Origin of the sequence: Eikenella exigua (assembly GCF_008805035.1) — a bacterium.
Taxonomy (GTDB): Bacteria; Pseudomonadota; Gammaproteobacteria; order Burkholderiales; family Neisseriaceae; genus Eikenella; species Eikenella exigua.
The window spans coordinates 251060-272293 of the sequence record NZ_CP038018.1; the positions used below are offsets into that span (position 1 = coordinate 251060).

21 protein-coding genes and 1 pseudogene are annotated in these 21234 nt (G+C 58.3%); 10 read left to right on the forward strand and 12 right to left on the reverse strand.

Annotated elements, in window-relative coordinates; genetic code table 11:
- Positions 1 to 31 precede the first annotated feature (31 nt).
- Positions 32 to 919 (forward strand): Hsp33 family molecular chaperone HslO, encoded by an 888-nt coding sequence (gene hslO, locus EZJ17_RS01395; protein WP_067440393.1) that lies wholly within the window; start codon positions 32 to 34, stop codon positions 917 to 919.
- Between the two features lie 319 nt (positions 920 to 1238).
- On the opposite strand, the gene EZJ17_RS01400 is transcribed toward hslO, so the two are convergent.
- Entirely contained in the window at positions 1239 to 1697 is a 459-nt protein-coding gene (locus tag EZJ17_RS01400; protein WP_067440396.1) for a hypothetical protein, read from the reverse strand.
- Here EZJ17_RS01400 and EZJ17_RS01405 point away from each other — a divergent pair.
- Entirely contained in the window at positions 1689 to 1874 is a 186-nt protein-coding gene (locus EZJ17_RS01405; RefSeq protein WP_151085989.1) for a hypothetical protein, read from the forward strand. The genes EZJ17_RS01400 and EZJ17_RS01405 overlap by 9 nt on opposite strands.
- 643 nt (positions 1875 to 2517) lie before the next feature.
- On the opposite strand, the gene EZJ17_RS01415 is transcribed toward EZJ17_RS01405, so the two are convergent.
- Together EZJ17_RS01415 and EZJ17_RS01420 are read right to left on the reverse strand one after the other, a co-directional pair.
- Complete coding sequence (locus tag EZJ17_RS01415; RefSeq protein WP_151085991.1) at positions 2518 to 4680, reverse strand: heavy metal translocating P-type ATPase; 2163 nt, start codon at positions 4678 to 4680, stop codon at positions 2518 to 2520.
- Between the two features lie 97 nt (positions 4681 to 4777).
- Positions 4778 to 4987 carry a heavy-metal-associated domain-containing protein gene (locus tag EZJ17_RS01420; RefSeq protein ID WP_067440417.1) on the reverse strand — a complete coding sequence of 70 codons (210 nt, stop codon included), beginning with the start codon at positions 4985 to 4987 and terminating at the stop codon, positions 4778 to 4780.
- 147 nt (positions 4988 to 5134) lie between these two features.
- On the opposite strand from EZJ17_RS01420, the gene cueR reads away from it, so the two are divergent.
- On the forward strand, positions 5135 to 5527 hold the full coding sequence (gene cueR / locus EZJ17_RS01425) for a Cu(I)-responsive transcriptional regulator (protein ID WP_151085994.1): 393 nt from the start codon (positions 5135 to 5137) through the stop codon (positions 5525 to 5527).
- 53 nt (positions 5528 to 5580) lie between these two features.
- Here cueR and EZJ17_RS01430 read toward each other — a convergent pair whose 3' ends face one another.
- The 5 genes from EZJ17_RS01430 to EZJ17_RS01450 form a co-directional block, all read right to left on the reverse strand.
- The gene (locus EZJ17_RS01430; RefSeq protein WP_067440423.1) at positions 5581 to 5997 is read right to left on the reverse strand and encodes a polyketide cyclase; all 417 of its coding nucleotides are present in this window, start codon (positions 5995 to 5997) and stop codon (positions 5581 to 5583) included.
- A 112-nt stretch (positions 5998 to 6109) separates the two neighbouring features.
- Positions 6110 to 7552: an efflux transporter outer membrane subunit gene (locus tag EZJ17_RS01435; RefSeq protein WP_067444166.1), complete on the reverse strand. Its 1443-nt coding sequence runs from the start codon at positions 7550 to 7552 to the stop codon at positions 6110 to 6112.
- Positions 7553 to 7743: 191 nt separating this feature from the next.
- A complete protein-coding gene (locus EZJ17_RS01440; RefSeq protein WP_067440429.1) occupies positions 7744 to 8865 on the reverse strand; it encodes an ABC transporter permease in 1122 nt (373 codons plus the stop codon).
- Between the two features lies 1 nt (position 8866).
- Entirely contained in the window at positions 8867 to 11617 is a 2751-nt protein-coding gene (gene rbbA, locus EZJ17_RS01445) for a ribosome-associated ATPase/putative transporter RbbA (RefSeq protein ID WP_151085997.1), read from the reverse strand.
- Positions 11618 to 11626: 9 nt separating this feature from the next.
- Positions 11627 to 12610: an HlyD family secretion protein gene (locus tag EZJ17_RS01450; RefSeq protein WP_023887001.1), complete on the reverse strand. Its 984-nt coding sequence runs from the start codon at positions 12608 to 12610 to the stop codon at positions 11627 to 11629.
- 173 nt (positions 12611 to 12783) lie between these two features.
- Here EZJ17_RS01450 and EZJ17_RS01455 point away from each other — a divergent pair, with 173 nt between their 5' ends.
- Complete coding sequence (locus tag EZJ17_RS01455; protein ID WP_067444170.1) at positions 12784 to 13359, forward strand: TetR/AcrR family transcriptional regulator; 576 nt, start codon at positions 12784 to 12786, stop codon at positions 13357 to 13359.
- A 235-nt stretch (positions 13360 to 13594) separates the two neighbouring features.
- Here the strand turns inward: EZJ17_RS01455 and trpS are convergent, their stop codons facing one another.
- Together trpS and gshA are read right to left on the reverse strand one after the other, a co-directional pair.
- Complete coding sequence (gene trpS / locus EZJ17_RS01460) at positions 13595 to 14602, reverse strand: tryptophan--tRNA ligase (protein WP_067444171.1); 1008 nt, start codon at positions 14600 to 14602, stop codon at positions 13595 to 13597.
- A gap of 276 nt (positions 14603 to 14878) precedes the next feature.
- Complete coding sequence (gshA, locus tag EZJ17_RS01465; protein WP_067440443.1) at positions 14879 to 16222, reverse strand: glutamate--cysteine ligase; 1344 nt, start codon at positions 16220 to 16222, stop codon at positions 14879 to 14881.
- Between the two features lie 108 nt (positions 16223 to 16330).
- Between gshA and mnmM the strand changes: the two genes are divergently transcribed.
- Together mnmM and EZJ17_RS01475 are read left to right on the forward strand one after the other, a co-directional pair.
- Positions 16331 to 16915, forward strand: a complete 585-nt coding sequence (gene mnmM / locus EZJ17_RS01470) for a tRNA 5-(aminomethyl)-2-thiouridylate-methyltransferase MnmM (protein WP_067440446.1) — start codon at positions 16331 to 16333, stop codon at positions 16913 to 16915.
- Positions 16916 to 16920: 5 nt separating this feature from the next.
- The gene (locus EZJ17_RS01475; RefSeq protein ID WP_205748063.1) at positions 16921 to 17217 is read left to right on the forward strand and encodes a hypothetical protein; all 297 of its coding nucleotides are present in this window, start codon (positions 16921 to 16923) and stop codon (positions 17215 to 17217) included.
- 99 nt (positions 17218 to 17316) lie between these two features.
- Here the strand turns inward: EZJ17_RS01475 and EZJ17_RS01480 are convergent, their stop codons facing one another.
- Both EZJ17_RS01480 and EZJ17_RS01485 read right to left on the reverse strand, forming a co-directional pair.
- Complete coding sequence (locus EZJ17_RS01480; protein WP_067440452.1) at positions 17317 to 17712, reverse strand: nuclear transport factor 2 family protein; 396 nt, start codon at positions 17710 to 17712, stop codon at positions 17317 to 17319.
- Positions 17713 to 18119: 407 nt separating this feature from the next.
- Positions 18120 to 19093, reverse strand: a pseudogene (locus EZJ17_RS01485) (class I SAM-dependent methyltransferase).
- Between EZJ17_RS01485 and EZJ17_RS10925 the strand changes: the two are divergent.
- The 4 genes from EZJ17_RS10925 to ftsL all read left to right on the forward strand — a co-directional run bounded on the left by EZJ17_RS10925 (position 19016) and on the right by ftsL (position 21193).
- Positions 19016 to 19222 carry a hypothetical protein gene (locus EZJ17_RS10925; protein ID WP_231868137.1) on the forward strand — a complete coding sequence of 69 codons (207 nt, stop codon included), beginning with the start codon at positions 19016 to 19018 and terminating at the stop codon, positions 19220 to 19222. The pseudogene EZJ17_RS01485 and the gene EZJ17_RS10925 sit on opposite strands and share 78 nt — an antisense overlap.
- 306 nt (positions 19223 to 19528) lie before the next feature.
- Complete coding sequence (gene mraZ, locus EZJ17_RS01490; RefSeq protein WP_067440455.1) at positions 19529 to 19984, forward strand: division/cell wall cluster transcriptional repressor MraZ; 456 nt, start codon at positions 19529 to 19531, stop codon at positions 19982 to 19984.
- Positions 19981 to 20937, forward strand: a complete 957-nt coding sequence (gene rsmH / locus EZJ17_RS01495) for a 16S rRNA (cytosine(1402)-N(4))-methyltransferase RsmH (RefSeq protein ID WP_151085999.1) — start codon at positions 19981 to 19983, stop codon at positions 20935 to 20937. Before mraZ ends, rsmH begins: the two co-directional genes overlap by 4 nt.
- Positions 20930 to 21193: a cell division protein FtsL gene (ftsL, locus tag EZJ17_RS01500; protein WP_067440461.1), complete on the forward strand. Its 264-nt coding sequence runs from the start codon at positions 20930 to 20932 to the stop codon at positions 21191 to 21193. Before rsmH ends, ftsL begins: the two co-directional genes overlap by 8 nt.
- Positions 21194 to 21234 lie beyond the last annotated feature (41 nt).

Here is a 21234-nt window from a genome sequence, read left to right on the forward strand (position 1 = left end):
GCCTGATCAAGATAACAATAAGGAAAGCATCATGACTACCCAGCCCGCCAACCTACGCACCCGCTTTATTTTCGACAACCAACCCGTGCGCGGCCTGCATGTTCAGCTGCAAAGCGTGTGGCAGCACATCGTACAGCGCAAACCCTATCCCGCCGCCATCCGCAGCGCACTGGGCGAACTGCTGTCTGCCGGCGCCCTGCTTTCCAGCAACCTCAAACTGCCCGGCAAGCTCATATTGCAAATCCAAGGGCAGGGCGACCTCAAAATGCTTGTGGCCGAAACCGATTCCAACCACAGCTGCCGCGCCACTGCCCGCTGGAACGAACAAGCCAATTTAGACGACGGCCGCAGCCTGATTGAGCTGCTCGGTGAAAACGCCGTATTCGGCATCACCCTCCAGCCCAACGAAGGCGAACCCTGGCAAGGCATTGTGCCCCTAGAAGGCAGCAGCATTGCCGAAATGCTCAGCGCCTACATGCGCCGCTCCGAACAGCTCGACACCCACATCAGCCTTGCCGCCTCCGAACACGCCGCCGCTGGCCTGCTGCTGCAAAGGCTGCCCGAACAGCAAATCGACGCCGACGCCTGGACGTACTACACCACCCTGGCCGACACCGTTACCCCGCAGGAATTGATCGAACTAGATGCCCAACACCTGCTCTACCGCCTGTTCCACGAAACCCCGCCGCGCGTATTCGAGCCCGAACAAATCGAATTCGCCTGCACCTGCTCGCGTGGCAAAGTGAGCGATATGCTGCTGCTTCTGGGCGGGCAGGAAGTGGGCAACATCGTGGCCGAACAAGGCAGCATCGCCATCAACTGCGATTTCTGCGGCGAAAAATACGTGTTCGACGACACCGACGTGCAAGCCCTGTTCGGTATGGAAATCGAAGCCATGACCGGGCAGCAGCTGCAATAAGGCAGCGTTGTTTTAACCGCATAAAGGCTACCTGAAAACCATTGTCCGGTTTTCAGGTAGCCTTTGGTTATGCGGCGGCAGTGCCAGGCCGATAGGATAAGTTTTAAATCTTTGAGGTTTTCAGGCAGCCGGTTCCATTGCAGGCTACCTGAAAATATAGAGCGGTGTGCGGGAGGGATACAGTATGCACGCAGGTTTAGACAGTTAGGGAGTTGCGTGGGTGAATAAAGCTCAAGCCCTAAACGGGTAGGTCGTGCTGCCGGCTGCCATAAGGCTACCTGAAAATGCGGAACGGTTTTCAGGTAGCCTTATTGTTGGTTTAACTGTGCGGTACGAACAATTGGCCGTTAAAGCGGTATTTGAGGCGGCGGTTGGTGGGGGTATGGGTATGGCTGCTGATTTGCGGCTGGCTGATGGTGTGGCTGCCGGGTTCGTAGAAGAAATAGTTGTTGGCGTGTTGGCCGCTGTAGGCGATGTTGAGTCGGTGGGTGGGCTCGGCGGCGGGGGCGGTTTGGATGATGGGTAGGGGTTGGAGCTGCTCTGCGGCGAAGTGGAGGAGGACGAGGGATTTTTCGGTGCGGTCGCCATCGGTGTGTTCGGTGAACAAGAGGTAGGCATGGCTGTGGCCGCTGAGGCGGAGGGTGTGCAGGCGTTCGATGTGGCCGGGCAGGGTTTGCACGCTGGTGTGGCCGCCGGGGCTGCGGGCTTGGAGCAGGCTGCTGGGGCTGTGCGGCGGGGTGAAGCTGCGCACGCGACCGTCGGCGCTGCTGTGGATCATCAGGCCGGCGGCACGGGTTTGGCTGAAACGGCAGGCCCAGGATTCGGCGGTTTTCAGGTAGCCTTCAAGCTGCTCGGCGAAGGGCAGGGCGGGCGGGCTGCCGTTGTGTTGCAGGGCGGCAGCGAGGGCAGCATCGGTTTTGGCGGCGGGTTTCAGGTAGCCTTGGAGGCTACCTGAAAAGTGTCGGGTGGGCTGGATGGTGTTTTTGCGGGTTTAATTCAAGCAGACAAACTGTTCGCCGTTGAAGCGGTAGCGGATGCGGCGGGTGTTGGCTTGTGCTGCACCATATGCTGCATCAAGGAGGGATGTTATTTTGCTGGCTTATGCGGCGCTTTTCAAGGCAGGCTACCTGAAAATGGGTATTTGATCATCAGCCGGTTTGATGTTTACAGGATGCCGTCTTCCCGGTTGTCTTCGATCATGTCGTTTATGGCTTGAGCGAGCCATGTCCAGCAGTCAGGGAATTCTTGACGCTGTTCCCAGCCGGGGCTGGCGAAGTCGTGGATAAGCTGGACTTTGCCGCTTTTGCCGATTTCGAAGCAGGCAGTGTCATCGCAGTCGCTGCGTTTGGCGAAGGGAATCAGTTTTCTGTTGGGGTAGCGTGTTTGCAGGCCTATGTATAGCTCGGCGGCTCAATCGCTATCGAGCAGATGCCAAATATTGAAATTGACTAAATTCAGTTCGACGATCTTTTTAAATGATTGGAGGTATTCAAAGTGAGGATACTGAGTTTATAGCTTTTCATGGGTTTGCTCCTAAGTTTGATACTACCTGAAAAATGAAACTGGGCGTATGGTTTTCAGACGGCCTTTGCCACGTTTCACTCAATCTTCACCCGCTTCAACCTCAACGCATTACTCAACACCGAAACCGAGCTTGCCGCCATTGCCGCGCCTGCGATGACGGGATTTAAGAAGCCGAGTGCGGCGAGTGGGATACCTAATATGTTGTAGAAGAAGGCGAAAAACAGGTTTTGTTTGATGTTTTTCAAAGTCGCCTGCGACACCAACAGGGCATCGGCGAGTTGGTTGACCGAATGCTGCATCAGCGTGGCGGACGCAGTGTGTTCGGCAACGTCCGCGCCGCCTTTCATGGCGAAGCTGACGTTGGCGGCGGCGAGTGCGGGCGCGTCGTTGATGCCGTCGCCAACCATTGCCACGGTTTTGCCGGCAGCTTTGAGTTTCTGCACTTCGGCGGCTTTGTCGCGCGGACTCATGTTGCCGAAGGCGTGGACGATGCCCAGTTGTTTGGCAACGTATTCGACCGTGCCTTGGTTGTCGCCGCTCATGATGTAAACGTCGATGCCGTGTTTTTTCAGACGGCCTATGGCTTCGGCGGTATCGGCTTTCAGCGCGTCGGCGAGTGCGAATGCGCCGATGGGTTTGCCGTTGGCGGAAACGGCGACGATGCTTGCGATGCGCCAGACGTCGTCTGAAAGGTTTTCAGGTAGCCTTAATTCGGCAAAATCAAGTTTGCCCGCTTTCACCAAGCCCGCGCCTTCGACTTCGGCGGTAATGCCTGCGCCGACGATGGTTTGTACATTTTGTGCGGCGGGAATGTCCAAACCGCGCGCTTGGGCGGCGGAGACGATGGCGCGGGCGAGCGGGTGGGCGGCGTTTTGTTCGACGACGGCGGCGATGCGGTACAAAGCGTCTTCGTCAAAGCCGCTGTCGGGAACGCAATAAACGGCGGCAACCTGCGGTCTGCCTTCGGTCAGCGTGCCGGTTTTGTCCAACACGACGGCATCGACATGGGCGGCTTCTTCCATCGCCGCCGCGTCTTTAAACCAAATGCCGTGTTTCACCGCTTTGCCCATGCCGACCATAATCGCGGCGGGCGTTGCCAGACCGAGCGCGCACGGGCAGGCAATCACCAAAACGGCAACGGCGTGCATCAGCGCAACCGTCCAATCGCCTTTAACCAGCCAAGTGGCGATAAAAGTCAGAAGCGCGACGCCCACAACGGCAGGCACGAACACCGCCGCCGCCTTGTCCGCCACGCGCGCAATCGGCGCCTTGCTGCCTTGCGCTTCGGACAGCGCGTTCATCATGTCGCCGAGCAGGGTTTGGCTGCCGAGTTGCGTGGCGCGATACACCACGCTGCCTTCGGTCATCAGTGCGCCCGCCAACACTTTGCCGCCCGCCTTTTTCTCTTCGGGATTAGATTCGCCGGTGAGATGGCCCTCGTCCGCCCAACCGCTGCCGCTTTCGATAATGCCGTCAGCGGCAATGCGTTCGCCGTGGTTGGCGCGGATAAAGTCACCGATTTGCACTTGGTCGATGGGTAGCTGCCGCCATTCGCCATTGCGTTGTACGTTGACTTGAGTCGGCGTGAGTTTCAGCAGCAAACCCAAGCTGTTCAGACTGGATTTTTTGGTGCGGTGTTCCAAAAATTTGCCCAGCGACACAAACCCAATCACCATCACGCCTGCTTCAAAATACACATGTGCCATGCCGTGCGCCGCATGCGGGTTGAAAAACAGCATATAGACGGAATACAGGTAAATCGACACCGTGCCGATGGTAACGAGCACGTCCATATTCGCCAAGCCGCCCTTGATGCTCGCCCATGCGCTTTTGTAAAACGGTACCGCCAGCCAAAGCTGTACCACGCTTGCCAGCGCGAACTGCCACAACGGCGGAATCATCCAATCATGCCGACCAATCATCATCCCCGTCATGCCGATGAGGAACGGAATATTAATCGCCAGCAAAAGCCACAGCCGCCAGCTGATATGCGGTTCCGCCTCCGGCGGTGGCAGCGCATCGGTTTTTTCTTTCGCCGAAAAACCGGTTTTTTCGATGATGGCGGCAATGTCTCGCGCCGATACCTTGTCGGCATCAAACACCACTTGCGCTTCTTCATTGGCGAAGTTCACCCCCGCTTCGGCGACAAAGTCTTTTTTGTTCAATACTTTTTCAATGCGCGAAGCACAGGCTTGGCAGGTCATGCCTTCGATTTGGAAACGGACTTTTTGTTGCATGGTTTCGTCCTCCTGAATGTGGTTGGGCTACCTGAAAAAAGCGGAGCGGGGTTTTTCAGATAGCCTTTGGGGTGCAGTCGATTCGTTGCGATTCGGTTTACAAAGCCGCATCAAACCCGCCGTCTTCCACCGCTTCTATCAGCGCGGCGGGGTTGGTTTGGGCGGGGTCGAATTCAATCACGGCGGCTTTGTTTTCCAGGCTCACTTCGGCCTTGGCCACGCCGTTTACGCCTTCGAGAATGCGGGTAACGCTTTTCGCGCAGCCGCCGCAGGTCATGCCTTCGATGTTTAGTGTGATGGTTTGCATAGGGTTTCCTTCCTGTTGGAGTGAGGCTAATGTTTTGACTTCGTTGAAGCTAAAGTTTTCAGGTAGCCATTAAATAATGAGTGTGCTCTTGCTTTCGCACCGAGTGCCGCCACTATAAACCTTAACGCAGAGTTAAAGTCAAACATCATGATGAACATCAGCCAAGCCGCTGCCGAGAGCGGCCTTTCTGCCAAGCAAATCCGCGACTACGAAAAAGCAGGCCTGTTTGCCCCGGCTGCGCGCAGCAAAGCGGGCTACCGCCGCTACGGCCAAGCCGACCTTGCCCGGCTGCGCTTTATCCGTCATGCGCGGGAAGTGGGCTTTTCGCTGCTGCAGATCGGGCAGCTTTTGAGCCTGCAACACAACCCGCGGCGCACCAGCCGCGAAGTGAAAACGCTTACCGCGCGGCACATTGCCGAGCTGGAAGCCAAAATCGAACGCTTGCAGGGTATGGTGGCCGAGCTGCAACGCTGGCACGACGCCTGCGCGGGAGACGATTGCCCGGATTGTGCGATTTTGGCCGGGCTGGAGGAGCGTTAGACGGCATTGGTGGAATAGAAACAGGCTACCTGAAAAGTTTCAGGTAGCCTGTTTTAGATTTCAGATGGTGGTTGCTGCAGTTTGCGGCATAAATCTCGGCAGTATCGGCGTTGTTGTCGGCGTAGATAGAATTGCACCAACCAGCGCGGCAGCCATTTTTTCAGGGTAACGGATTCTGTGAAGTTAAGCTCGGTGTGGCCGTTGTTCAGTGTGGTGAAGCGCCCAACCCAGTGGCCGGAGAAGGTGTCGTTTTCCATGTCGAATGCCCATAGGTTCGGCGGTTGGGATTGGGTAACGGTAAACAGGGTGCTGATGCCGGATGGGCTGTATTCGCGAAATTGGGTGGCGTTGAGCTGCTCGATTTTCTGCACGTCGCTGCGCCAAGCGTAGTCAGTGAGTGAGGTAACCGTGTTCCATACGGTTTGGATATTGGCGGGGAAGGTGTGGCGGATTTGGGATTGGATGGGCATGGGTTTAGGCTGGATTGTGTTTTTGCAGCAGGGCGGTTGAATCGGTATGGATGCCAAGCTGCGCTGCGGGCTGAATGTAAGGCTACCTGAAATTTTTAGGTAGCCTATTTTACTATTTAGCTGCCGCTTCGGCTGCTTCGGGCTTGGTGGCTTCCTCCTGCCAGCCGTTGCCGATGGCTTTGTAGAGGTTGAGCAGGTTGAGGCCGGAGGCGAGTTGGTTGTCGAGCAGGTTTTGGCTGAAGCCGTGGGCGCTGAGCTGGGATTGCAGGGCGGTGTCGAGGGTTTTGCGGCCGTAGCGGAAGTGCTGGCGGTCGTTGCGCACTTGCTGCTGCGCGGTGCGTTCGGCCTGCTGCAATTCTTGCTGCTGGGTGTTGAGGGCGTGTTGGGCCTGGTAGGCGTTGTCTACGTCGGCTAGGGCTTGCAGCAGGGTTTGGTCGTATTGCAGCAGGGCGGTTTGCAGGCGGGCGTCGGCGGCTTGGATGTTGGCGCGGATGCGGCCGGCGGTAAAGAGGGGGAGTTGTACGCCGATGCTGAAGAGGCCGCCGTTGCCGCTGCGGGCGCGGTTGAAGGGGGCGAGGTCGCTGTTGAGCTCGATGCGGCCGGTTTGCCAGAGGAATTGGATGTTGAAGCGGGGGAGGAGGTCGGCTTTGGCGCTGGCGAGCTGGGCGCTTCGGGCTTGGATTTCGGCGGCGCGGGCGCGCAGGTCGGGGCGTTGGTTGAGGAGGCTGCCGGGCCGGATGCCTTGCGGCGGGCTGGGCAGGTGTTGCAGCAGGGCGGCTTGGCGCATGGCGTTGCTGTCGAGGAGGAAGGTTTGCGGGGTTTGGCCGATAAGTACGGCGATGCTGCGCTGCTGGGCGTCGAATTGGGCTTGGAGGGTGCTTTGGCGGGATTGCAGGGCTTGGATTTGGGCGGCAATGGCTGTGGTGTCGTGGGCGGTGGCGTGGCCGGCGTTGAAGCGGCCGGCGGCGTAGCGTGCCAGTTCGTGCAGGGTGGCGAGCTGTTGGGAAACGAGGGTTTGCTGCTGCTGGATGTGGGCGGCGCGCAGGTAGTGTTCGGCGATTTGGGCGGAGACGAGCAGGCGGCTGCCGTGGAGCTGCTCTTGGCTGCCGAGGGCGGCGGCGCGGGCGGCATCGGCATCGCTGCGTTTCTGGCCGAAGATGTCGGGCTCCCAGGCGGCGCGGAAGCTGGCGGAGGTGAGGTTGCCGCCGTTGCCGAGGTAGGGGTCGCGGCGGTGGTTGCGGTAGCCTTTGGCATCGGCGGCGAGGCCGGCGCTGGGCAGGAGGTCGGCTTCGGTCAGGCGGGAGGTGGCGCGGGCTTCTTCGAGCCGGCTGCGGGCGATGGCGATGCTGTGGTTGTGTTGCAGGCCTTGTTCGATGAGGCGGCCAAGCTGGGGGTCGGGCCATTGCTGCCACCAGCGGGCCAGGTTGGGTGCGGAATCGGCCTGGCCGGTGTGTTGGAAGTTTTCAGGTAGCGTGATGCTGGATTGGCGGTTAATTTGGGTGGCGGTGCAGGCGGTGAGGAGGAGGGCGAGGGCGATGGGGAGGAGTTTGGGCATGGCGGTTTCCTTGGGTGGGGGCTACCTGAAAAGATACGGGTGTTTTTCAGGTAGCCTTTTGGGTTATTTGGGGCTGCCTGAAAAGGTAGGTACCGTTTTCAGGTAGCCTTTCGGCTGAACGGGCATGATTCTTGGGCAGTCTGCCGTTTGGGCTACCTGAAAACCCGTTTTCTTTTTTCAGGTAGCCTTTTTTAATTCTGCTGTGCCAGCATCCGGCGGAAGCGCACCACGGCGAGGGCAGTGAAGAGGATGCCGGATACGGCGGTGATGGCTACGCGGTGGCGGATTACGCTCCAGCCGGCGCCCCGGAAAATGATATCTTTGGAGAGGGCGGTGAATTGGGTCATCGGCGAGAGCTCGGAAAGGCTGCGCAGCCAGGGCGGCAGGTTTTCGATGGGTGAGGTGCTGCCGGAGAGCAGGAATACGGCGATATACACGATGATGCACAGCAGGCTGAACTGCGGCATGGTGGGCGCCTGGGTGGCGAGCAGCACGCCGAGCCCGGCCATGGCAAACAGATACACGGCCTCGCAGAACACGAACAGCGCCAACGAGCCGTTAATCGGCACGCCCACGGCGCGGTGTACCACCAAGAGCAGCGAGAGCAGAGAGGAAACCAGGATAATCAGGCCGTTGGCTAGGATTTTGGCCATCACGATTTCGTTCGCGTCCACCGGCATCACCAACAAATGCTCAATCGTGCCGTGTTCGCGCTCGCGGATTACGGCCGCACCCACCAGCAGGATGGTGAGCAAGGTGGCGTTGCCCACTAGCTGGTTGAGCGGCATAAACCATTCGCTGCGCAGGTTTTCGTTGAACAGCACGTTCACCACCGGCTCGAAGGGCGCGGCGTTGCCGTGCCGCCCCAGATAGGCCGCCGTTTCGCGGTTCACGATTTGGCCGATATACACCGAGCCCACGCCGGCCTGCGACATGGCGGTGGCGTCCACCAATAATTGCAGCTCGGGGCGTTTGCCGGCCAGGAGGTCGGCGGTGTAGTTGGGCGGGATAACCAGCACGAAGCTGTATTCGCCCAAATCCATGGCGCGGTCGATACGGCTGCCGTCGATGTCGTCCACCTGTTTGAACTGCGGGGCGATCATGGCGTCGCGGATGCGGTAGGTGAGCGCACTGCGGTCTTGATCGTAGACGGCCAGCGCGGCGTTTTTCACTTCGGTGGTGACGTTTTGCGACACGGAATACACGGAAAAGGTGAACATGAACACCAACAGCGCAAACAGCGCGTAATCGGTGAAGAAGCTGCGGATTTCCTTGCCGCCCAGATACCAAACGTTGCTTATCCATTGGCGCATATCATTTCTCCTGCTTTTTCAAAAGCAGCCCGGCAGCGAGCCAATAGGCGGCGAAAAACAGCAACAGCGTGCCGCACAGCGTATCCACATCACGCCAGCCCAGGCCTTTGGTAATAACGCCCAGGCTGATGGTTTGAAACCAGCTGGTGGGGCTGAAAATGCCGATCCATTTGCCGGCGCCGCTCAAGGTGGATGCCGGATAAATCATGCCGGAGAAATCCAGTGCCGGAATCATGGCCAGAATCGCTGCCGCGAAAATGGCCGCCACCTGCGTGCGCACAAAGGTGGACACCAACAGCCCGAAGCCGGTGGAGGCGAACACGAAACACAGCACGCCCGCGGTGAGCGCGATAAACGAGCCTTTCAGCGGCACGCCCAGCCCGAACACCACCACGCCGAGCAGGATCAGGTAGCTCAAGAACGAGAGCAGCACATAGGGCAGCTGCTTGCCGAAAAGGTATTGGAAGGTGGAGGCGGGCGAACTGTAGAGGTTCATGATGGAGCCGATTTCTTTTTCGCGCACCACGGATAGGGCAGTGAGCATGGCGGGAATCATCATCAGCGAAAGCATTAAAAAGCCCGGCGTGAGCGCGTTGATGCTTTTGAAGGTGGGGTTGTAGATGAAGCGGGTTTGCAGGCCGCCGCCGGTGTCGATGCGGATGCCGCGTTCGCGGTAGAGCTCGGCCATATAGCGGTTGAGGATGCCTTGGGCGTAGCCGCTGAGGTTTTCGCCCACAAACGGCCACGAGCCGTCGAAATAGAAAGCCAGCTGCGGGCGGCGGCCGAGGGTGAGGTCTTTGCCGAAGCCGGGCGGGATTTCAATCACCATGCGCGCGCTGCCGTTGGTGAGCACGGCGTTGATGTCGTCGCGGGCGGCGAGGCTGGCCCGTTGGCGGAAGTAGGACGAGCTGTCGAATTCCTGCGTTAGCTCGCGGCTGTAGTGGCTTTGGTCTTGGTCGAGCACGGCGAAATCCATTTCGTTTACGTCGAACGATACGCCGAGGCTACCTGAAATCAGATACACCAAAGGGCCCAGCAGGGCAAACATCAGGCGGATGCGGTCGCGCAGCAGTTCTTTGCCTTCGCGGCGGGCGAAGGTGAATACGGCGGAAAGCCAATAGAGCAGGCCGGACGGGGCGGCATGGGTTTCAGGTAGCCTTTGATTTTCAGGTAGCCCGTTGGTTTCAGGTAGCCTTTGAGTTTCAGGTAGCCTTTCCGCCGCTTCGGCGGCTTCGTCTTGCTCCAAATAGCGGATAAACGCTTCTTCCAGCGTATCGGCGTGTTGGCGGCGGCGCAGTTCTTCCGGTTCGCCCACGGCCAGCACGCGGCCGCGGTGCATCAGCGAGATGCGGTCGCAGCGGGCGGCTTCGTTCATGAAGTGGGTGGAGACGAAAATGGTTACGCGCTCTTCCCGCGCCATGCGGAACAGGTATTGCCAAAACATATCGCGCGCGGCGGGGTCGACGCCGGAGGTGGGCTCGTCCAAAATCAGCACCTGCGGGCGGTGTAGGCAGGCGGCGGCCAGTTGCAGGCGCTGGCGCACGCCCAAGGGCAGGGCGGCGGGGGTGGCGTCGGCCAAATCGGCCAGTTCGAATTGGCGCAGCACGGCTTCGATGGCGGCGTTGCTCTTTTCGCCCAGCCGGTACAGCCTTGCGTGCAGCACCAGGTTTTGCCGCACGCTCAGCTCTTCGTACAGCGAAAACGCCTGCGACATATAGCCCACGCGCTGGCGCACGGCGGTGCTGCCTGCGTCGATTGGCTCGCCCAAGAGTGTGGCCTCGCCTTCGCTGGCGTCCAAGAGGCCGGTGAGCATTTTCATGGTGGTGCTTTTGCCGCAGCCGTTGGAGCCGAGGAAGCCGAAAATTTCACCTTGGCGGATGCGGAAGCTTACGTGGTTTACCGCCGTGAAGTTGCCGAAGCGTTTGCTCAGGTTATGTGCCTCCATCGCGGGCGGCAGGGAATCATCGGGGATGAAGGGCGGCAGTTGGGAGTCGTCCCAATGAGTTTGCTTGCCTTCGGGCAGCATTTTGATATAGGCCTGCTCCAGCGTGGCGCAGCCGCTTTGCGCGAGGATTTCCTGCGTGCGGCCGTGGGCGAGGATTCGGCCGTCGTCCATGGCCAGCAGCTGCTCGAACTGCTCGGCTTCGTCGATGTAGGCGGTGGCCACCAGCACAGTCATGCCGGGATTTTCGGCGCGCAATTCGCGCACCAGTGTCCAGAATTGGCGGCGGGAAAGCGGGTCGACGCCGGTGGTGGGTTCGTCCAGAATCAGCAGGTCGGGGTTGTGCACCAGGGCGCAGCACAGGCTGAGTTTCTGCTTCATGCCGCCGGAAAGCTTGCCGGCGGCGCGGTCGGCAAAAGGCGCCAGGCCAGTGGACTGCATCAGGCGCTTGATGTGTTGCTTGCGCTGGTATTTGTTCAGGCCGAACAGGCGGGCGTGGAAATCGATGTTTTCATACACCGAAAGCGTCGGGTAGAGGTTTTTGCCCAGGCCTTGCGGCATAAAGGCAATGCGCGGCAGCAGCGCTTCGCGCTCGGCCTTGTGCGCCACATTGTGCCCGAGCACGCGCACTTCGCCGCTCTGGAGCGTGCGCACACCGGCAATCAGCGAGAGCAGGGTGGATTTGCCCACGCCGTCGGGGCCGATCAAGCCGACGGTGGCACCGCGGCCGATAGCAAGCGACACGCCACGCAAGGCCTGCACTTTGCCGTAGGCGTGCGAGAGTTGGCTGATTTCGATGGCGTTCGGCATAGCTGCATCCTACTGCGGCAGGCGGGTTTGCAAATCGGCCGGCCAGGCGAGCTTGGAATCGGTGCGCACGAAGCCGGTGGCCGTCATGCCGCCTTTCAGGTAGCCTTGGTATTTGGCCGCCACATCGGCAGGAATCTGCAATTTCACCCGAAACATCAGCTTGGTGCGCTCTTCGGCGGTTTCCACAAATTTGGGCGTGAACTGCGCCTCTGAGGCGATATAGGTAACTTTGGCGGGGAACACCGCATCCAGCCCGTCCATCTTAATCCGCGCTTCGCTGCCCAACGGGATTTGGTTTACCGTGGGCGCGGGCAGGAACAGGCTGATGCTCGCGTCGTTCAGGTTCAACAGGCTCACCACTTTGCCGCCGGCCGGCAGCACGTTGCCCGGCTCGGCCAGCCGGTATTCCACCCGCCCGGCCTGCGGTGCGCGCACCGACAAATCGCCGATAACGGAAGACACCTGCGCCATTTTCGCCCGCGCCTGCCCCACACCGGCCTGCGCTTCGTTGCGCGCCGCTTCTGCCGCCTGCACCGCCGCCCGCGCCGCATCGCGCTGCGCCAAGCGGGTGTTGAGTTCGGCCTGCGAGATTAAATTGTCGCGGAACAGCTGGCGGGCGTTGTCTGCCTCCATCTGCGCGGTTCGCAGCTGCTGGCGTTGCGCCTCGATTTGCGCCTGCGCGCGGCGCACCGTCTGCTCCAATTGCGCTTTGCCCGCCTGCGCTTCGGAAAGCTGCGCCTCGGCGGTTTGCGAAGAAATCCGCGCCAACACCGTGCCCGCTTCCACGAATTGCCCTTCGCTCACCGTTATTTCCTCCACCCGCCCGGCATACAGGCTGGCCACATCCATGCGGGCAAACTCCAGCCGCCCGTTGGCATGCGCGATACCCGCCAGGGGATCGGGCGCGGAATATTGGCGGAACGCAAAAAAGCCGATGCCGGCAAGCGCAGCAAGCGGCAGCAGGAGAAGCAGGGATTTGGGCAGGCGTTTCATCACGAATACCTCGCAAATAAGAATGATTTAAGTGTAAGTCTACGGCACAGGGCTGCATACCATTAAAAAACAATTCCGCGTATTATTAAGCATACGAAATTAGTAAAAAAGTTGCTTAAGCATACGTAAAACCGCAAAATGCCTTGGCCGAGACCCAAAATGGAAGCGCAAACATGAGCGAAAACAAAAGCTATACCGACCCCCGCATCATCAAAACCCACCGCGCCATCCGCGAAGCCTTTGTGGATTTGCTGCACGAAAAACCCTTTGCTCAAATTGCCGTGCAAGATATTCTTGAACGCGCTCCGGTAAACCGCTCTACTTTCTACAAATACTACTCCGGCAAAAGCGACCTGGCCGGCAAGATGATTGCCGACTTCAAAGCCGAATACAGCCGATATATCCTCACCCGTTTCCAAGCAGGCAGTTTTGATGTGTTCCTCAACATGATGCCCGAAGCCTCCGACTGGGTACACAGTCGCCGCCGCCTGATTCTTGCCCTGTGGAAAGTGGATACCCGCCGCCACCACCTCTACCGCGATATGCACAAGCTGATTAAGCAGCAATTCCTCCACTTCGCCCATACCCTGCCCAACGTTTCCCCCGGCAAAGATTGGGACTACCAAGCCGACATGCTTGCCACCCTCATTCTCGGCAGCATGAACTACTTCTTCAGCCGCGATTTGCCGCTACACCTGCCGGAAGTCTACCAAGCCTGGGCGGAAATGAGCCAACTGCTGCTGACGTGAGGTGGAACGGAATACTGGGTTGAATGCTAGAACCCGCCATAATGCAAAAGGCTACCTGAAATTCATTTTTCAGGTAGCCTTTCAGCATGAGGTGTATGCCGCAGGAGCGCATGCCGTTACCAGTTACTCCAAAGCCTCGTGCGTGCATTTCGCACGCATCCTACACCCCACAAATGAGCAGGCTACCTGAAATTTTCAGGTAGCCTTTTGAGTGTCTGCCAAACAGCCGTATCGCTCAACGAAGCGGGCGGATGCCTACGGCGTCGCGCACTTGGTCGAGCAGTTCGCGGGCTTGCTTGCGGGCTTTGGCAGCGCCGGCCTGCAGGATGTCTTCGATTTGTGCGGGTTGGGCGGTGAGCTCGTGGAAGCGTTCGCGTTTGGGGGCAAGCTCTTCGTTCAGCTTGGCGCCGAGCAGTTTTTTGGCTTCGCCCCAGGCCAGGCCGTCGGCGAGCATTTGGGTAAATTCGGCGGTTTCGGCGGGGGTGGCGAAAGCTTTGTAGATGTCAAACAGCGGGCTCTCGTCGGGAGTTTTCGGCTCGCCTGGCTCTTTCAGGTTGGTGATGATTTTGTTTACGGCTTTTTGCAGCTTTTTCTCGCTTTCAAACAGCGGGATGGTGTTGCCGTAGCTTTTGCTCATTTTGCGCCCGTCGAGGCCGACGAGGAGTTCTACGTTGTCGTCCACTTTGGCTTCGGGCAGCACAAACAGCTCTTTGAAGCGGTGGTTGAAACGCTGGGCGATGTCGCGGGTCATTTCCACGTGCTGGATTTGGTCGCGGCCTACCGGCACTTCGTGGGCGTTGAACATGAGGATGTCGGCGCTCATGAGGATGGGGTAGCTGTAGAGGCCCATTTCCACGCCGTGGTCTTGGTCGGTTTGGCCGGCATCGAGGTTGGCCTGTACGGCGGCTTTGTAGGCATGGGCACGGTTCATCAGGCCTTTGGCGGTGATGCAGGTGAGTATCCAGTTGAGCTCGGGTACTTCGGGAATGTCGCTTTGGCGGTAAAACGTGGTGCGCTCGGGGTCAAGGCCGCAGGCGAGCCAGGTGGCGGCCACGGCCTGGGTGGAGGCGTGGATGACTTCGGGGTCGTGGCATTTGATGATGCCGTGGTAGTCGGCCAAAAAGAGGAAGGATTCGGCGGAGGGGTCGGCTGCGGCGGCAATGGCGGGGCGGATGGCGCCGACGTAGTTGCCTAAATGCGGGATGCCGGTGGTGGTTACGCCGGTGAGGACTCGTTTTTTCATGGATGGCTTTCTTTGGTTTGGCGGGAATAGGAGGCGGCGCTGGGGCTACCTGAAAAATGGCAGATTATAGTGCAAGGGCGGGAAGCGGGAAAATTTCAGGTAGCCTATTTATGTTTGGATAAAGGCTACCTGAAAGATGGAAATTCTATGTGGGCAATAAGCTGTACCATTTATATATCTGTAAAAAAGGCTACCTGAAAGCGTGGGCTTTAACGCAGTTAAAACCCAGCGGAGTTTCTGCGCAGCTAAAGTTTCAGGTAGCCTTTGCTGGTGTCATCAATAATTATCCAACTCAATCGATGCGGCCAAGAGCGAGAGCCTGGCCATCACGCCGTATACATACAGGCGGTTGCTGGCACAGTCGCAGGCTTGGCTGCGGTCGGGCAGGCCGAGGGTTTGCCATTGTTCGAATACGCGCTTACTGCCGGCAAGGAATTCCGGGTCGTCGCCGCTGCTGTCGGTTTGCGGCATGTTGCGGTTCAATGGCACGAAGCGCATGCCGCTGGCGTTGAGGTTTTCGTCGGCACCGCGCCCTTCGTGCACGCGGAAGAAGCCACCCACCACGAAGCGGTCGATCATATACACCACCGGCTCGGCCACGGCGCCGTTGAGGGTTTCGTAGGTGTAGATGCCTTCCTGAACAATCACTTCGGTTACGGCCAGGCCTTCTTTCACGGTGGCCATTTTGTTGCGGTTTTTGCGGTTGAGCGCGCGCACTTCATCGGCGGATTTCACGCTCATCACGCCCATGCCGTAGGTGCCGGCGTCGGCTTTGACGATCACGAATGGTTTATCAGTAATACCTTTTTCGTCGTATTTGGCCTGGATTTTGGCCAGTACGCGTTCCACGGCGGCGGCCAGGGCGTCTTCGCCTTCGCGTTCGTGGAAGTTGAGGCCGGACACTTTCTCGAAATAGGGATTAATCTGCCATTGATCGATGCCGATGAGCTCGGCAAATTCGGCGGCCACTTGATTGTAGGCGGCGAAGTGGGCAGTTTTGCGGCGCGTGGTCCAGCCGCCGTGCAGGGGCGGCAGCACGGTGTGGCGGATGCCTTGCAGGATTTCGGGCACGCCGCCGGAGAGGTCGTTGTTCAACAACACGAGGCAGGGTGAGAAGCCGTCGGCTAGGTGCACGCGCTCGCGGGTGCGCAGCAGGGGCTCGAGCAAAATGGTGTGCCCCAGCGCGGTTTTGAATTCGGACGGCTCGGTGATTTCGGGGTTCAGGCTGCCCAGGCGCACGGCAAAGCCGGCCTGTTGCAGGATATTGCTCAGGGCATACACGTTTTCCAAGTAAAACGTATTGCGTGTGTGGTTTTCCGGCACGATCAGCACGGATTTGGCCGTTTCGCAGTAGCGTTCCACCGCGTCGGTGGCGGCGGCAGCGGCCAGCGGGCTGAATTGGGTGTTTAGGTTGTTGAAGCCGCCGGGGAAGAGGTTCATGTCGATGCTGGCCATTTTGTAGCCGCTGTTGCGGATGTCGACCGAGCCGTAAAACGGCGGCTTGTGCCGTTTCCACTGGCTACGGAACCAGGCCTCGATTTCGGCTTGCTTTTGCAGGATGAGTGTTTCAAAATCCAGCAGATATTGCGCGTATTGCGGGGAAATAACCGGAATACCCATGCTGAGCTCCTTTCAAAAAAGTGTGTGCAGATGGCGGGCATTATACTCCAAGCCCGTGCCGCTACAGCGAATTTCCCTACATACCATCAGGCTATCCCGTTTTATTCTATGCTCGACAACATCCTTCCTTTCGCCCACCGCCTGCTCGCCCAAGCCACGCCCGAAGGCGGCATTGCGGTGGATGCTACCGCCGGCAATGGACACGACACGCTGTTTTTGGCGCAATGCGTGGGCAGCGGCGGGCGTGTGTATGCCTTCGATATCCAACCGCAGGCTTTGGCTGCCACGCAGGTGCGTTTACAGGCAGCCGGAGAAGAAAGGCAAGTGCGCCTGATTGCCGAGAGCCATGCCGATTTGACGCAATATGTAAACGAGCCTGTGCACAGCATCGTGTTTAACTGCGGCTACCTGCCCGGCGGCAACAAAGCGCTCACCACCGAAACCGGCAGCACCCTTTCCGCTTTGGCGCAAGCCGTGCACATCCTGCGCCTCGGCGGGCTGCTGGCTGTGGTGCTTTATCCCGGCCACGAGGCGGGCGCGCTCGAAGCTCAGGCTGTGTCTGAATGGGCGGCCGCCTTACCGCAACAACAGTTTGCCGTGTTGCACTACGGCTTCATCAACCGCCGCAACCGCCCGCCTTATTTGCTAGCGATTGAAAAGCACAACACATCTACCAACCCAAAGGCTACCTGAAACCGATGGCTAAAAAGCGCAAACCGAGTATTTCCGCCTTACCGCCTTCCCTGTTTCCCTACATCCAACAGGCCAACGACGACACCTTACTGCTCTTCACTGGCATGATGCCGATGACCATTACCCGCTACGTGCCTTTCGGTAATGCAAACTGGCTGGGCGTGAAGCTGAATTTTGGTGGTGCTGTATGTGCTGGTGGGCATGTTCTGCCTGAAAAGCCCGCCGCGATCCACCAAATGGTGGATTGGCTACGCCCTCTCCACCGGCTGACTCTGCACCATTTATTGACTGGCTACGTATAAGCCGATGTTTTGAGTTTGGCGGTTTGAACAAATAAAGGCAGCCTGAAAAGCCGTTATGTGCTTTTCAGGCTGCCTTATACATTCTTTTCTTTTTGCGGTTTACGGTTTACTCCAGAAGTTGTCCTCTTCTGCCTGACGTTCGGAGAAAGTCCACACTTCCTGTATTTTCCCGTTTTCTATTCTGAATAAATCGATACCTGGATTGTTTAGCTTTTCGGCTCCTTTTTCGGCTAGGGAGACAACGCTTGCGGCGACAAAGCAGCCGTTGCCTGCAAACCAGTTCGTCACCACGCGGAATGTTCCGTTGCTTCTTTCCGAAAATTCGGCCAAGCGTCTGCCCAATGCCTGTTTTCCCGCAACATCGCCCGAAAGCGGGCTTTCGCCGCCCATATGCCATACGATATTGTCGGCCAAGGTTCCGAATACGGCATCGAAATCGCCTTTTGCCAAGGCTTCCGTATAAGTTTTAAATACTTCCGCTGATTCGTTTTTCATGAAAACGCTCCTTCTTTAACGAGGTTGGTAATTTCGGTTTTTCCGAAAACCATTATACGGCCGATAATCCGGTTTGAATATGCAGGGCGGTTTTTCGGCACGTCCGGAAATTTTCGGGCTGCTTGAAAAATACTCCCGCCCGTTTTCAAAGCACCGCCACGCCCTCATCGCCCAAAAACTCCACCGGCTCGAACAGCGGCAACAACCGTAGGTCAGATTCTTGAATCCGACACTCCACCCAAAGGCTACCTGAAAAACCGAGTACTTGTGGCTTTCAGGTAACCTCCGGGCTTCCGGTAACACCATCAAGACAAACAAAACGCTTGCGGAATCATGCTCCGCAAGCGTTTTGTTGTTGGAGGGTGCGGGCTGGGGGCTACCTGAAAGTGCCGGCGCCAAACCGACAGCTACAGCTTGTGGCACAAATCGCCGATGGCGAAGCCCTGCCAATCTGGGTCGATATTTCGGCTGAAGGCGATGGCTTTGAAGAGCTCGCCCATTTCCTGCGGGGCAAGGAGGGTTTGGCAGGCGGCGGTGCGGATGTAGGCTTCGCTTTCGGGTTCGCCTTGGGCGGCAAGCAGGTTGGTGAGGCCGAGGTTGAGCAGGAAGGCGGCCTGGGTGGTGTAGCCGATGAGGTCGAGCCCGGCTTGGCAGGCAGCTTCGGCGATAGCGGTGAAGTTGATGTGGCAGGTGAGGTCGGTGAGGCCGATGTGTTCGAAGGGGTTGTGCACGGCGTGGTGGCGGTAGTGGCCTATGAGGGTGCCGCCGCTGCGCTGGGGGGGGGATGGTAATACTGGGCGGCGTCGAAGCCGTAGTCGATAAAGAGCAGGGCGCCGCGCGTGAGGCGTTGGGCGAGGGTGCGGATAAAGGCTTTCTAGCGCAGGTGCAGTTCGCTGGTGTGGCAGTCAATGGCGGGCAGCAGCTCTTAGGCGGAGAGTAGGAGTTTTTCGGGTAGGGGCGCTTTGCCATTGGAATTGTTGGTTTGCATCCAGCCCCACGCCCATCAGTTGCCATTGGCCGCTTTGATAACGCACGATGTCCAGGGCATAGTATCGAGCACTTCGTTGCCGATGACGAGGCTGTCGAATTCTACGGGCAGTTCGGTGAGCTATGTGATTTGGTGCTGGTGTTGGGGCAGGGCGTCGGCAAGGTGGCGGCGTTGGCGTTCGGCCAAATCGGGGGAAACTTCAATGATGTAGTAGTGCCGGAGGCTACCTGAAAGCTTGTCGATCAGCTGGGTGGCAAGCTCGCCGGTGCCTGCGCCGAATTCGTAGATATTGCCGGCGGTTTTCGGCAGCAGGGATTGAAGCTGGATGGCGAGGGTCTGCCCGAACAGCGGGGTGAGCGCGGGGGCGGTGATGAAGTCGCCGACGGCGCCGATTTTGTGCGCGCCACCGGTGTAGTAGCCATATTGCGGCTGGTAGAGCGCGAGCTACATGAAGGCGGCAAAGGGCAGGAAGCCGTGGTTGGCCTGAATGTGTTGTTGTATCAGGTCACACAGTGTTTGTGAGGCGCCGAGGGCTTTGGGGCCGGGGCAGACATATAGAGCTGTTCATAGAGCAATTATGCGAATAATCTGGAAAACGTGCGCAATTATAAAGGCTTGCTGCTGGGAGGCAAAATTTGGGTTGCGTGGAAAACGACAGGCATGATGATTGAGACTAACTATCTTATGTAAAAACAGTTTGTTAATCGTGGATTTTTACTGTGTTTGTAATTGACCGATGCCGCTGCTTTGCCGTATAGTGTCGCTTCGTGGGGAATTGTGGGGCAAAGTGCCTTTTTAGTTCCAAAAATCAATCGAAGGTGGGAAAAAGTGTTTGGCGGCGTACATGAATTGAGCATCGACAGCAAGGGGCGCTTGGCGATTCCGGCCAAGTTCCGCGACTTGCTCGCGCGCCACTACACGCCGTCTTTGGTGGTTACTGTAGAAGCACGTACGCATCTGGTGATGTATCCGGAAGCGGAGTGGCAGAAAACGGCGGAAAATTTGCAGGCGATGAATGTGTCGGGCAATCCGGTTGCCAGAATGTTCCGTGATTTGATGCTGAACCACGCCGAAACGCTGGATTTGGATGCTTCAGGCAGAATTTTGCTGCCACCGAGCCTGCGCCGCCGCGTGCAATTTGATAAAGAAGTAACGCTGGTGGGTCGTGCCGACCGGCTGGAGCTGTGGAACCGCGAACGTTGGGAAGCCAATATGAACGCGGTGCTGGATATGGATCCGGACGAATTGGCCGAACAGCTCGACAAAGCCGGGTTCCGCCTATGAGCGCGCAGGAATTGGCACACGTTACCGTGCTGCTGCACGAGGCGGTGGACGCTTTGGCGGTAAAGCCGGATGGCGTGTATGTGGACGGTACTTTCGGCCGCGGCGGGCATTCCCGCCTGATTCTGTCGAAGCTGGGTGCAAATGGCCGGCTGGTGGTGTTTGATAAAGACCCGCAGGCCATTGCCGTGGCGCGGCAGCTGGCGGAAACAGACAAGCGCGTGCAAGTGGTGCACGGTGGGTTTGCCGGCTTTCAGGTAGCCTTAAAAGAATTGGGTATTGAAGCGGTGGATGGTGCGTTGTTTGATTTGGGCGTGTCTTCGCCGCAGATCGACGATGCCGAACGCGGCTTCAGCTTTCGCTACGATGCGCCGCTGGATATGCGGATGGATACCACGCGCGGCCAAACCGCCGCGCAATGGCTGGCCGAGGCCGGCGAAGAAGAGATTCGCGAGGTAATCAGAGATTATGGTGAAGAGCGGTTTAACAGCCAGATTGCGCGCGCCATTGTGCAGCAGCGGCAAGAGCGCCCCATCCTTACAACCGGCCAGCTGGCGCAGTTGGCGGCACAAGCCGTCCGTACTCGCGAACGCGGCCAAGATCCGGCGACACGGACGTTTCAAGCCATTCGGATTTTCATCAACCGTGAGCTTGAAGAAATAAGCGCGGTGTTGCCGCAGGCCGCAGGCTACCTGAAAACCGGCGGGCGTTTGGCAGTGATTGCCTTCCATTCGTTGGAAGACCGGATAGTGAAACAGTTTATCCGCCGCCACAGCCGTCCGGCGCCGCTGCCCAAGTGGGTAATGGTGCGCGAAAGCGAACGCCCCGAACCGCCCTTGCGGGAAATCGGCAAGGCACAGCGGGCTTCGGCAGCAGAAACCGCAGCCAATCCGCGTGCACGCTCCGCTGTGTTGCGCGTGGCCGAGCGGACGGCGGGAGAGTTTGTAGATGAATAAGCTGAATATTATGTTGTTTGTGTTGGTGCTGCTCTCCGCCTTGGGCGTGGTGTCGGTACAGGACAATTCGCGCGAATCGTTTATTGTGCTGGAAAAAGAGCACCAGCGGCAGGCAGATTTGGAAGAGGAATACCGCCGTTTACAGTGGCAGCAGGCCAAGTTGGCCAACCATAGTTTGATCAAAGAGGCGGCTCAGCAGCAGCAGTTGCAGCCGCCCACCATGCAGAACACCAAAATCGTGCGTCTGCAATATTAACTAGGCGAATGAAGCTAATAAAAGTAGTTGAATAATATTAA